The organism is Paenibacillus sp. RC84 (genome assembly GCF_041260495.1).
Classification (GTDB): domain Bacteria; phylum Bacillota; class Bacilli; order Paenibacillales; family NBRC-103111; genus Paenibacillus_F.
In genome coordinates this window covers 455,748-469,153 of the sequence record NZ_JBGBYL010000005.1, presented here as the reverse complement: position 1 = coordinate 469,153, position 13,406 = coordinate 455,748, and the positions used below count along the sequence as shown (strand labels likewise).

Annotated in this window: 7 protein-coding genes; 1 reads left to right on the top strand and 6 read right to left on the bottom strand. The window is 53.1% G+C overall.

The genetic code is table 11. The features are described 5' to 3' along the window. Positions 1-6,565, bottom strand: a 6,565-nt coding sequence (locus ABH899_RS14635) for an amino acid adenylation domain-containing protein (protein ID WP_369997391.1), incomplete at its 3' end; no start/stop codon positions are given. A 759-nt stretch (positions 6,566-7,324) separates the two neighbouring features. Here ABH899_RS14635 and ABH899_RS14630 point away from each other — a divergent pair. Further along, positions 7,325-8,188 (top strand): hypothetical protein, encoded by an 864-nt coding sequence (locus ABH899_RS14630; RefSeq protein ID WP_369997388.1) that lies wholly within the window; start codon positions 7,325-7,327, stop codon positions 8,186-8,188. A 240-nt stretch (positions 8,189-8,428) separates the two neighbouring features. On the opposite strand, the gene ABH899_RS14625 is transcribed toward ABH899_RS14630, so the two are convergent. From ABH899_RS14625 to ABH899_RS14605, 5 genes are all read right to left on the bottom strand, one after another. Beyond that, the gene (locus ABH899_RS14625) at positions 8,429-8,812 is read right to left on the bottom strand and encodes a nuclear transport factor 2 family protein (RefSeq protein WP_369997436.1); all 384 of its coding nucleotides are present in this window, start codon (positions 8,810-8,812) and stop codon (positions 8,429-8,431) included. A 21-nt stretch (positions 8,813-8,833) separates the two neighbouring features. Continuing rightward, positions 8,834-9,424, bottom strand: coding sequence for a TetR/AcrR family transcriptional regulator (locus tag ABH899_RS14620; protein WP_369997385.1), 591 nt, complete (start codon positions 9,422-9,424; stop codon positions 8,834-8,836). Beyond that, positions 9,424-10,182: an alpha/beta fold hydrolase gene (locus tag ABH899_RS14615; RefSeq protein WP_369997382.1), complete on the bottom strand. Its 759-nt coding sequence runs from the start codon at positions 10,180-10,182 to the stop codon at positions 9,424-9,426. The genes ABH899_RS14620 and ABH899_RS14615 overlap by 1 nt, the downstream gene beginning before the upstream one ends. A 184-nt stretch (positions 10,183-10,366) precedes the next feature. Beyond that, the gene (locus tag ABH899_RS14610; protein ID WP_369997379.1) at positions 10,367-11,236 is read right to left on the bottom strand and encodes an aminoglycoside 6-adenylyltransferase; all 870 of its coding nucleotides are present in this window, start codon (positions 11,234-11,236) and stop codon (positions 10,367-10,369) included. A gap of 528 nt (positions 11,237-11,764) precedes the next feature. Further along, the gene (locus tag ABH899_RS14605; RefSeq protein ID WP_369997376.1) at positions 11,765-13,201 is read right to left on the bottom strand and encodes an FAD-dependent oxidoreductase; all 1,437 of its coding nucleotides are present in this window, start codon (positions 13,199-13,201) and stop codon (positions 11,765-11,767) included. Between the last annotated feature and the right edge of the window lie 205 nt (positions 13,202-13,406).

Sequence of the window (13,406 nt, the reverse complement as noted above, 5' to 3'; positions counted from 1 at the left end):
AGGCGAGATCGTGCGGCTGGGTTTCGGCTGGGACACCCTCCGGCGTGCCTGATGCGGACAAGCTGCCGTCCGATCCGTTGTCAGTCGTGCTGCCCGACGCAGCGCCGTCTCCTTGATCCGCAGACACCCGGACACTCTCTGCGCTTTCATTCGCATTCCCTACAGTCAGGCTTCCGATAGCCGCATTCTCTCCGTCCCCGCTGTACGATTTTTCGTCGTCCAGGCAAAGGATCGCGCGCAGCGCCGTCTCTTCCGCGTCCAGCCAAGCCTCGGCGTTCTCTCTGAGAGAAGTTTGCGTCAGAAGCACCGTCGCTCCGCTGTCTTCGAGCATAAACCGGATGCGGTCGGCCGGATAATCCGGGTCAAGCGGCACGTACGCGCCTCCCGCTTTCCATACGGCGATCACACCGACGAGCAGCTCCACCGAACGCTCGGCCAGTATGCCGACGATCGACTCTCTGCCGACGCCGCCCGCGCGCAGCGTTTCGGCCAGCCGGTTCGCCCGTTCGTTGAGCCCCCGGTAGGACAGCTGCTTGTCTTCGTAGACAACGGCCACCGCATCGGGAGTGCGCTCCGTCTGCTCCTCGAACAGTCGGTGAAACGTCTGCACCTGCGGAAGCTCGGACATAGCCGGATTGAACGCTTCGAGCAGCTGCTCTTTTTCCGAAAGCGTAAGCAGCTCCAACTGTTCGACGGGGATGTTCGGATCGGCCGCAGCCTGCTCGACCGCCCGGGTGAAATGCCCGTGAATCCCACGGATTTCTTCCTCGCTGAACGTATCCGCGTTATAGGTGAACCGGATCACAATCCGCTCGCCCGGAATAACCGTTATATCGAAATCATAGTTCGTTTGCTCCGGGGCCTGAATGTTGGAAATGGCCAAAGCTCCGTTTCCTCCGATAAGCTGTTCGATCCGTTCCTCCATCGGATAGTTTTCGAATACCATGATATGGCTGATAAGATCGCGTTTTTGCTCGCTTAGCGCCTGGATTTCATAAAGCGGGAACGTATCGTACGCGCCCGAAGCAAGTGCCTGCTCCTGGGTTTTTCGCAAGACATCTGCCACAGATTCTCCCGCTTCGCTCCGAACCCGGACCGGAATCGTATTGATAAACAAGCCGATCATGCTTTCCACACCGGCGATATCCGCCGGACGGCCCGAAACGACGCAGCCGAACACGACATCCCGGCTGTTGTTATAAACTTGCAGAACAAGACCCCAGAGCGTTTGAACGAACGTACTCAGCGTCACCTGATTTTGCCTGGACACGCGCTCGATCCGCTCGCTCAGTTCCCGGCTGAATTCGAAATCCAGTTCGACCGCGTTGAAACTTTCCGCTTTACGCTGCGCTTTTTCCTGAGGAAGTTTCGTGTGCTGGTCGTAGCCGTTCAAGTATCCGCTCCAATAGTCGGCTGCCGCGTTCCGATCCTGTTTCTCCAGCCATTCGATATAACGGGCAAACGGAGTAACGGAAGGAAGTTCCGGTTTTCTTCGTTCCAGAAACGCGAAATAACTTTCAAACACTTCCTTGATCATGAAGGACATGCACCAGCCGTCCATCAGGATATGATGGTGGCTCCAGATCAAGTGCCAGGTTTGTTCATCGGTCCGCACAAGGGTCACCCGCATAAGCGAGTCATGCGCCAAGTCAAATTTCCGGGCTTTGTCGGCGTTAGCCAGTTCAACGAGTGCTTGCTCCCTCTCCGACTTGTCAAGTCCGCTTACATCCTCGTAGTAAATTTCGCCTTTCCGCTTACGAAACACGATCTGAACCGGCTCATCTTTCCATCCGCTTATAAAATTGGTCCGAAGCGCTTCATGCCGTTGAATCAGCACATCCAGCCCTTTCGCAAAAGCCTCGGCGTCGAGGCTGCCCTGCAGATCGAACGTTACCTGCTCGAAATAGGCCTCCGAATCGGCGTCCAGCATGCTGTGGAACAGCATGCCCTTCTGCATCGGAGTCAGCGTGTACACATTTTCCAGCTCACCGATGGGGGCGGTGCGTGCCGTCAGCTGCTCCAGCTCTTCTACGGACAGCTCCGGCAGCAGGACATCGCTCGGTGTAAGCTCCGGCAGATCCTTGGACAAGCAGTGCGCGATTACTCCCCGCAAGCTTGTTTCCAAGAGGCTCCCCAGCCGCTCAATCGTCTCCCGGCGGTACTGAGTCGTCCCGTAGCGGATCGTAAGCTCAAGCGAACCCTCCGTGACCATACCGTTCATGTCGAGCGCGAAATCCATCACCGCGTTTTCGCTGATATCGTTCCCGGTTGAGAACGGAGAAGGTTCCAGGCCGCTGCTCTGATAATCCTGATCGAACTGGCCGAGGTAGTTAAAGCTGATTTCCGGATCGGAACCGAATAGGTCGCTCTCCCGCTCTTCCGACATGTATTTCAGAATGCCGTAGCCGATTCCCTTGTCGGGAATACGCCGGAGGCCTTCCTTGGTCTGCTTGATCTGCTGGGCAACCGTCTGATCCCGGCCGCTCTCCAGCATGACCGGAAACTGGCTGGTGAACCATCCGACGGTGCGCGTAATGTCGACATCCGGAAGAATGTCTTCACGGCCGTGGCCTTCCAGATTCACGAGCACCCGCCTATGTCCCGTCCAGCCTTGGACGGCCATACCGAGGGCGGTAAGCAGAAGATCGTTCATCTCCGTATTGTAAGCGCGATGCGCCTGCTTCAAGAGCTGCTCCGTCTCGCCTTCCGTCCATCTTACGGTCACGACATCGCTGTCTTTGAGCCGTGATTTATCCTGCCCCAAATCTTTGGGCAGCGGTGTCTGTTCAAGCTGGCCGATCTGCCTCCAGTAAGCCCGCTCGGATTCAAGCGCCGTACTACCCGCATAGCGGGACAACTGCCCGGCCCATGTCTGGAACGAGTCCGTTTTATGCGGAAGCGAAATCGCATTTCCGCCGAAAGCCTGTTCGTAAGCGGCCGCAAAATCTTCAAACAAGATGCGCCAGGACACGCCGTCCACAACAAGATGGTGGATAGCCATGAGCAAATGGTCGCCATCCGTGCAGCGGAATAGGCCCAGCTTCACCAAAGGCCCCTTTTCAAGGTCGATACTCCCCTGGATTTCGCTCGCCTTTGCCTCAACGGCTGCCTTGCAGTTTCCGAGGCCCGTAAAATCAGCCACTTCCAGGCTGAACAATTCTTCCTCCGTCCCACGGTTCCATGCTTCATATCCGGCTCCGGTTTTGCGGTAAACCGTACGAAGCGCGTCATGGTGCTCGACCAGCTTAGCGATCGTTTTCCTCAGAGCCGTCTCCTCGAAACCTTCCCTGCGGTACTGCATGAAGGCCTGATTGCTGTGGTGCGGGTCGGCCGGATTTTGCCCGAAAAACCAGCGCTGAATCGGCGTGAGCGTCACGGCTCCCGTCACCTCTTCCTGGCTGGCGGTTTTGCCGGCCGTTTGAAGCTGCGGGCTGAGGGACGCTATCGTCGGATAGTGGAAAAGATCACGCATAACCAGCTTGTAACCGGCCTGAAGGAGCCTTGAAGAAACTTGCAGCGCTTTAATCGAATCGCCGCCAAGTCCGAAGAAATTGTCCGACAGACCGACTCTGTCCACGCCCAGCACGGACTGCCAGACGGCGGCAAGCGCCTGCTCCGCCGGAGTTCGGGGAGCGATGTATTTCACCTCTGCCTGTACGCTTCCTTCCGGCTCGGGCAGCGCCTTGCGGTCTACCTTGCCGTTCGGCGTAAGAGGCAGCCGGTCCAGACGCATCACACGAGCCGGCACCATATGCGAAGGGAGCGTCTGCTCCAGATACGCGTGCAACTCTCTGGTATCGATTTCAGATTCCGACACAACGTAGCCGCACAAATACTTCTGGCCCCGCTCGTCGGTACGGTCGGTCACGACCGCTTGGCGGATGCCGTCAAAACGCAGCATGGCCGTTTCGATTTCGCCGAGCTCGATCCGGTATCCCCGGATCTTCACCTGATAGTCGATCCGCCCGATGAAGTCCACGTTGCCGTCTTCCATCCAGCGAGCCAGATCGCCCGTGCGGTACAGGCGCTCCCCGGCAGCGAACGGGCTGTCCGCAAACTTCTCTTCCGTCAGCTCCGGACGGTTCATGTACCCCCGGGCGACGCCCGGCCCGCCGATACACAGCTCGCCCAGTATTCCTACGGGAACGGGGTTCAACTGAGCGTCCACGATGTAAAATTTCGCATTCAGCCAGGCTTTGCCGATGGGCACGTTTCCGGCTTCCGGCAGCTTGGAGAGCGGTTCGTCGTAAAAGCTCGAATCAATCGCCGCCTCCGTCACACCGTAGCTGTTGATGATCCGGAACCGAGAACCGAACCGTTTCTGCAACTGCCGGTAATCTTCTACACTGCAGCTATCGGAGCTGGTGATGAGAAGCTTCATCGAACTCATATCGAGCCCCTGCTGCGCCACATGCTCCATAAACGGGATGATTAGCGCCGGCGTCGATTCGAACACGGTAATCTGCCGGCTCTGTATCCAGCCGTGCAGGCGTGTCGGATCGATCCGGTCGTCTTTCGGGCAGATGACCATGGTGCCGCCATTGTAGAGGGTCCGGGCGATATCCCCGACGAACACGTCGAAGGAAAAGCTCGCCAACTGCAGCAGGCGTACGGGGAACTGATCGAGCCCGTATTCCTTGCGGTAAGCCGCTGCCGTATTCACCAGACTCCGGTGCTCGATCATAACGCCTTTCGGCCGTCCCGTCGTGCCGGAGGTGTAGATCACGTAGGCAAGGTCGTCCGGCCGGCTCTCCGCCGGCGCGTTCTCCAATTCTTCGCTGTACGACTTCTCGTCGTCCAGGCATAGAATCGTGCGAAGCGCCCCTCCTTCTCCCTGCCACGTTCCGGCTCTGTCCCTCAGTCCGCTTTGCGTCAGCAGTACGGCCGCACCGCTGTCTTCAAGCATGTAGCGGATGCGATCGGACGGGTAATCCGGGTCCAGCGGAACGTACGCGCCTCCGGCTTTCCATACCGCCATGACGCCGACGAGCAGATCGACCGAACGGTCGGCCAGAATGCCCACGACCGCTTCTCGGCCGATCCCGGCTCCGCGCAGCGAGCCCGCCAGGCGGTTGGCCCGATCGTTGAGTTCCCCGTATGTGAGCTGATTGCTCTCGTACACCACTGCCGCCGTATCCGGATTCAGCGCCGCCTGTTCCTCGAACAATTGGTGGAACGTTTTGTCAGGCGGAAGTTCGGACACCGGCGGATTGAATTCCATCAAAATCTTATTCTTCTCTTCATTGCTCAGCATGGACAGCTCGCGCACGGTTTGCCGGGGGTTAAGGACGATCCGGTCAATAATAGTAAACAACTGCTCCGAGATCCGTAAGATTTCACTCTCATCGAACAACTGAGCCCGGTAATCGATATTCAAATCAATTTCCTTATCGTCCAGCATATCGACAACGTGTACGGCAAAATCGCCCACTTCGTGGCCGGAATGACTGCTTTTCCGAATTACGCTGAGGCCGTCGTAATAAGTCCAGTTCACGGGCAAATATTCGATGTCCACCCGGAACAATTCGGGAACGTCCCACTGTTTGTTCCGCTCTCTTAAGTCTTGAATAAGCTGATTGTACGGGTACTTCTGGTGACGGAGATTCGCTTTCTGTTCTTTGGACACATGCTGCAAAAACGCCAATACATGCTGATCCGGCTCGAGCAGCATTCGGGTCGCAACCGTACTCACGAACATCCCTAACGTCTCTTTCTCCTGCTTCGACGTCCGGTTCGCATAGATGGTGCCGACTGTGATATCTTCATTTCCCGTTACTTTATGGAGCAATATGTATAAAGCCGCCAAAAACACCGTAAAGGTACTGATGTTGTTCTCTTCGCTGAAACGCTGCAGCTGCTCGTAGCGCTTGCCCGCGAAGGGCACACTCACCCTGTCGGCCTCCGTACTCACGGAGTAAGGCGAACTCGGTTTCATTCGTGTTATTTCCGAGAAGGATTCGAACTTGTCCAGCCAGTAGGCTTTGTCCTTCTGGTAGCGATCCGAACGCTCGTATTCTTGTTCGGCGTAGATGTAATCGAGATAAGTCCCTTTGGCTTTAGCGTCGGGTTCTCGGCCGTCGATTAATTTCGCATAGTTTTCCATAATCGTCGTGCAAAGAAGATGCGATGCGATACCGTCCGCTATGCTGTGATGTATTTTGATGTTAAACCAATGTTCTTCGTTATTCAGATTAAACAGGCAGAATTGATACAGTTGTTCGTCAAAAATAGATAACGGCGTATGATTAAACTGATCCAGCCACTCTTTCGCTTCGGCTTCGCTGCCCATTTCCCTGTAGTCGCAGTGCGGTTCAATGTCCGATTCATTCGCAAACCACTGGACGGGTTCGCCGGCCTCGGAAGACTCGATCCGGATTCGGAACGCGTCGTGGTCCCGGACCAACTGATAGATCGCCTGCATCAAAGCGTCGGTATTCACGGGTCCGCGAATAAACAAAGTACCCACGATGATTCCGACCGATGTATTCGGATACATCATTTCCATACTCCATATTCTTCGCTGCGCTTGAGTTAAAGCAAACCGTTTGTTCGTATTTTCTCTCACATCGACACTCTCCTGGTATAGAGATTCGTTTTCAGGTATGCAAACCTGTTATCTAAATTCCACACTCCAAACTTTTAAAAAAAACTTGGACAAAAAGTGAAGGGGCTCTTTCGGCAGGCTCGTCTAATTAATTGTCCGATGGGTAAAAATATTCCAAAACTTGACATTTGATGTCGGATAGAGATAATGAGTAAAGGTATCCTCCCTTCGCGGGCAGTTTAGCAAATGGATGAAATCATCCCGTCTACGGGATTTTGCAACAAGAGATTCTTGCGTTTAAATCTAAAACTATTTTTGCTTTCAAGCTTTGTAGGAGTTCCATTTGCTTCCTCTTCTTATAAAATTACATAATTCACCATCAATTACCAATTATAACTGATGTCCTCCCGGTAATCATGGTATTTTTGAACTATTTTGTATTAATTTAATAATAAGGTCTATTTTTATCCAATTTTACAAAATAACAACATTTCATGTGACATATGTCATTGCCGAAACGTGTACATTTGTCGATTAAGCTCGATTCCCCGCACCCTCTCTCCGTACCAAACCTCTATTCATTCCAAACGCAATAACGAACGAACTGCATTGAGTATCCTTCCTATCCCTTTTTTATGTGGTTTAATTCACCTTCTCTGCGAATATAAATAAAGCGGTATTTACATAAATCGTCCTTTCCCTTGACGATGAGCTAATAGACGTTCTTTATTCTAAATAATGGGAAACTATTCAAGATGAGAATAAAGGAGAGAAAATTGGATGTTTACACGTTTGCTCCGCACTACCGCGCTTGTCCTGACCGTCGGTTCGACTCTGCTGACCGGTACGGTTATCCAGTCCGCACCCGCACATGCCGCAAGCAACATGGTGCCCGATTACGAGGTAAAGATTTTGATGAGTCCGGCGGCCGTCCTGGGCTCGGATAACAAGCTCAAAAGCGACGTGCTGGATACGTTCGCCATGCCGTCCAGCGTTACCAAAATGAATGTGGCTTTCCTGGACACGAACGCCAAAACTATTTACACCGGCGGCTGGAGCCCCCGCATTCGTAAAACCGAAGGCGAGAGCAAATTCGAGCTGAGCTACAAAAAGCGCTACCCGATCGCAAACAACGATATAAACGCCGCACTTACGAAAGCGAACCAGGACGGATTCGACTCCAGTGACACGAACTACGAAGCGCAAGTCGAGTGGGGCTACCAGAACAAAACCTTGAGCATCACGCGGAGCAAAAATGCCAGCAAATCCGGATACAGCGGCATGGATCTTCCGTCTGTCAGCGATGCCCGCAGCCTGATGATCAGCAATGCGCCGGGCAAGTTCGACGATTGGCTCAGCAACGGCTGGGGTACGAGTCTGCTCGGAAGCTCCCGCTACTACGGGCCGGTGCTTGCCAAACGCTCGATCGGCACCTGGAACGGCTTGAAGCTGTACATCGAAGTATGGCCGATCCGGAACTCTGCCGGAACCGGCACCGAATACATAGTCGAAGCTTCGTTCAAGACGACGAGCGAATCAACCGCATCCGCGAAGCACGATGAACTGATCGCACTGCTGCAGAGCAAGGGCTGGTTCCTCGCGCAGGATTCGCTCAAAACTCAGTTGATTATGGACCGCTACTGACGCCGGGACAAAAAAAGAACAGGTGTAGGCTATAAAAGCCTGCACCTGTTTGCGTTCGTACACCGCATATACACTGCCCAATATCCGCTCTCCGGATGAAACTTCAGCTGCTTTGCATGACGCGGTTTCACGCTTCGCATTGCGCCGCCGTATAACCAACGCCGTGGACCAAAACCGCTCTGTACGGGGACGGCCCGCACCTTTTCGCTAAAAGCACGGCAAGCCCTCCCGGATACCGTTTTAACTGTAATCTTCGATTACGAGCAATTTGCCGTCTTCAATTTTAAATACCGACTTTCCTTTAAGAGCGATCTTTTCCCCTGCTTTAGGACCGTGAGGCAGATCGGCCGCAAGAGTTCCCTCGTAATCAATCTCAACTTCGACCCGGTCGCCTTTGACCGCATAATCCGTAATAGTCTGACAACGCTGGGAAAACAGCTTTTGGGATTGTCCGGCTAATTCGCGAAAAGCGTCTTTTCCTTCCGTCTCCGCATTCACGACGCCGTTAGAGATGTTCCGGAACACAATCTCATCATGCATAAGCAGAAGCATACCTTCGATATCGAAAGCATTATAGGCCTCCACGTATTTTTCAATCAAGCTTTTCGCCGCAAGGTTCTCCATCATGATGCTCCTCTCGAATAATTACTCGGTAACGCAAAAATCACGAAACAACTGTTCTTTCACCTGCCGGACAGGGTAATGCTCGGGATAGGTCGAGATCATCAGGGAAATCCCGTGGATGGCGGAAGAAAAATGAAGCGATCTGATTTCGGGTTCGGGAACTCCGAGTTTACGGAACATCTCACATTGGAGCTGAAACTGCCGGGCCATTTCCTCATTGAGCATCTGGCTGTACCGGGACAGCAGCAGATCTTCTTCGGGCTGAGTTTGCAGATGCAAATAAAACCGGTAAATTTTCGGGTGCTGGAGCACATTGTCGATAGCGCCGTCGATGATATGTTTCAACTGCTCGGACGGGGTGCCCAGAGACGCCGCTTTGTGCATGACGTCTTCGATTTCTTCTATCCGGCTTTGTACCATGTCGCCGAGAAGTTCTTCTTTTCCTTTATAATAATTGTACAAAAGTCCTTTAGAAACCCCCGCTCTCTTCGCTATATCGGCAATAGAGGCGTTATAGTAGCCCTTCTCTATAAAAACTTGCATGGCCGAAGTCCGGATGTTTTCTTGGGCAAGCTGGCGGACGCGCTCGTTTTCTTCTCTTGAACGCGGCATCAGACAAGGTCCTTCAGGAACTGTTCGATAGAACCGGCAGTTTCCGCGGGATGAGTCAATGTCAGCATATGGTCGGCACCTTCTATCCGGATGATTTTACACGAAGGCACACGCTTATATTCCTCCGCAACGCGTGCCATATCCCCCCATTCCACCGTTCCTTGCAGAAACAAGGTTGGCGCGCTAATCTCCTCTAAACGCTCGATCGCGGGAGGCTGAGGCCAGTTTACTTCGAAACTCTTCCATTCCGTAAAGACTCTGCGCATATAGTCCGTATGCATCTCAATCAGAAAATCACGCTGCGGACTCGACATGACGACCCGGTAATTAGGCCCGGCCAAGGAAGTGCCGATCATTTTGTCGAGATCGGGGGCGAAAGAGTTTACTTGGGCCAGCCATTCCGTAAATTCTTTCGAGTAGGAAAAACCGGAAAGCGAAGGGGCGAGCAGAATGAGCTGGCTAACCATGGAAGGATAAGTCAAAGCGAAATCCGCTGCCGCCTGTCCGCCCATGGAATGACCGATCAGGACAGCCTGTCCGATATTCAAATGATCAAGCAGGCGCTTCAGATCTTCGACCAGATTGACCGGAACGGTCGGAGCCGGGGATTTTCCGGTCCCCCGGCCGTCGAACGTGATCACCTGGAACGACTGCGCCAAAATCGGAGCGATGAACTTCCATTCGCGAGAGTCTACACCGGGACTGTGAATGAGCACGACCCGAGCGCCTTTTCCCTGTACTTCATAATACAAATCCATATACATGAACTCCTTTCTGTAGGTAAAATATTCCGTTCAGTACCTTTATTTTATTATTGAATGAACGTACAGTCAATATAAAATCTAACGTCGGCTGAAACAACGAGGTGGCCGGGCCTGTTTCCATCGTAACAAAAAGACCCTGACAGCTATGTGTCAGGGTTCTTTTTAGTTACAAGAAATGTTAATAGATGTCCCGCGCATCGGGAGCAAGAAGTTGAACTTGCCGCAAATACGGTTTGATCTTCTCCGCTTCTTCCGCAGGATAAACATATCCGAATTCCGCCGCCACTTTAAGGGCAGCAGGTTCAAAAAGCTCTCCCATCACATACAAAGCGTTCCAAATCTGCTCATAACTGCCGTTTTCATAGGTCGACAAAAGCTTGTTCCAAGATTCTTCATCCAGGTACCGCTTTAAAAATTTGCCGTTCTTCCCGATACTGAGCGAGAAGCCGGTATCAATTCCGACCTTCCATTCCAGCATTTTGAGCAGCATCGCCCGGACCAGGTTCAAATGATCGATCGCATACAAAATCTCCTGTCTCCACAAACCTTTGGCGACATAGGTGGACACCCACCAGAATTCGTTGCAGCAATCGGCGTAAAATTCGGCGCTGGGACGCTGCACCCAGTAGTCTTCATCGGTCGGAGGCGGTATGACCGGCATAGCGTTGTCCTTGTCGAGCAGGATCACCGTCAGCTTGTCTTCCCGGCAGTACATCTCTTTCTCCTCAAGAGGAATAAGCATCAGGTCTATCCGATTCCCGTCTTCAAATAACATGAGATAGGTAAAACGGTTTCCCAGCTCGTTAGGAAACAGAGCCATCTCTTCCGGCGTCTGCATAATCATCCGTTCCCCGAAAACGTTCACCCATTCCGGATCGTTTAGAAAAGACTCCATATCCGTGACGAGATAGACGATATCGTAATCTCTGAAAATGTCTTTGGGAACATTCGGATTCGTCCTCGAACCGTTCAACCCGACCGCCCTTACACGGCTGTCATTCTCCGCCACTTTCAATACCAGATTAAATATTTCTTGTTCCGAACGCATGGATCGGCACCTCCTGAGTTTTCATGTTCACATTTTGAAAGGAAAACGTTTCAAGGAGGTCCCCGGATATTCGTTAAACGGAGTTATATAAAATGTTCCGCAAATGTCATCAGCTTATCCTCCCGAATAAAAATTGTAAGACAGGGCCGTTTAAAAGCCCGATTCAGTTGCATATGTATGTGACGGCTTTCTTGCGTTGGCCCGGTGCTAAAAAGCCGGCCGTATCTTAAATGCGCTGCGCCAAATTTGCGGCAGTTAGGTTGAAAACCGACTGTGCAGCTTCTAATATATTTTACTCTATTTGTGGGACGGATGGAAATTTTCCCTTTTTGAGATGGGAGCTGTCGCTGAACAAGACTCTTACCTTTATAGGTGAGGGTTAGTGGTTCGAGCTTTCAACTGGTCATAAAGAGAAATACGAATGAATAAAAAGAACCCGCTTCCCTTATAAAACGGCAGCGGGTTCTATTTTAATCAGGCTTAGGGATCGGGCAGTTCTGCCCGTAAGCTCTGTCTGTTTACGCCCGTTTACGCGACTCCGTATTTACCGTGAGGCCGAGCATCGGCACGTTCCGCGGCGGGCTGCGCCCGTTCCGGCTCCTCAGCCGTATCCACCGTTTCATTCAGCCGTTGCATAGCGGCCAGGCCTGCCGTATTAAGGAGGTTCCACGGTTTGTTATAGTGCGGCTGGAAGAAGAAATCCACAAAAGCAAGCTCCTGAACGGTCATCCGGTTCTGGATGCAAACCGACAGCGTATTGACGGCCTGAGTCAAATCCGCTTTCGACATCACTTGCGCTCCCACCAGGCGGCCGCCTTCCGCTTCGAAAACCAGTTTGAGCATCACATCGTCATAGGTCGGCATAAATTCCGGCCGGTTGTTCTCATGAATGACGACGGCCTTCACATTCATGCCCGCCGCAGCCGCGGCTCCTTCCGTAAGTCCTGTCGAAGCGATATTCCAGTCGAACAGCTTAATGGCCGACGTGCCCTGGGTGCCCTGATACCGGACGGCCGGCTTCAGCAGGTTCATGGCGGCCAGCGTTCCCATGCGGACGGCATTCGTCGCCAGCGGGATGTAAGCCGCTTCGCCCGTCGGATTATACCGGACGGCACAGCTGTCTCCGGCGGCCAGCACGTCGGGATGGCTCGTGCGCATATAATCGTCCACGAGGATAGCGCCGCCCGGCAGCATATCCACCTGGCCTTTGAGCAGATCCGTTCCGGGACGGAATCCGATGCACAGCACGACCATGTCGGTCTCGAAAGTGCCGTCGGTCGTCACGACTTCGCGGACCTTGCCGTCCGTACCGCGGAATCCTTCGACGGTCCGTCCGAGTGCGAGCCGTACGCCCCGTTCCCGGAGTTCCTTGTCGGCCAAGCCGGTGAACTCGGGGTCCAGGTACTTAGCCATGACGCGGTCCATGTTGTCGATCAGCGTCACATCTTTGCCCAGATCGCGGAACGCTTCGACCAGCTCGATGCCGATATAACCGGCTCCGATTACCGTGATGCGCTTCGCGTCCGCCGCACGGGCGATGATTTCACGGGCATGGCCGTAGTTTTTGCACAGCTGGATGTTCTCCAGCCCGATGCCTTCCATCCGGGGAATAACCGGCCACGAACCTGTCGTCACGACCAGTTTGTCGTAGGTGTCGCCGAACTCTTCCCCGCTCTCCAGGTTGCGGGCCCGGAGCGTTCTGGCCTGCACATCGACTTCCAGCACTTCGTGGCGCATCCGGGTAACGACACCGAGCCGGGCAAGCTCTTCCGGGCTGCTGTAGAAAAGCCCCTGCGCATCCCCGATCACTCCGCCGACATGAAGCGCGATTCCGCACGAAAGGAACGAAATAGTATCATTGCGCTCGTAGACCGTGATTTCCGCGTCGGGATATTGTGTTGCAATGTTTTTAACAGCGGCGGTTCCTGCGTGTGTGCATCCGATTACGGCAACTTTGAATGTCATGATGATAGCCTCCCAAAATTTTAATTAGTGAATTAATTCACATACTTTCTTTAAAAAAGAGCTGTTGGCGATTAACCAAAGCGGATAAATGAATAAAAACGGATCAGGTTTAGTCTGTGAAATAAATCACAATGTCTTCATGGCCTTATCTTACACTTTTGCTACAAAAGATGCAAGAGGTATTTATGCCGGTGCGCGATGCCTG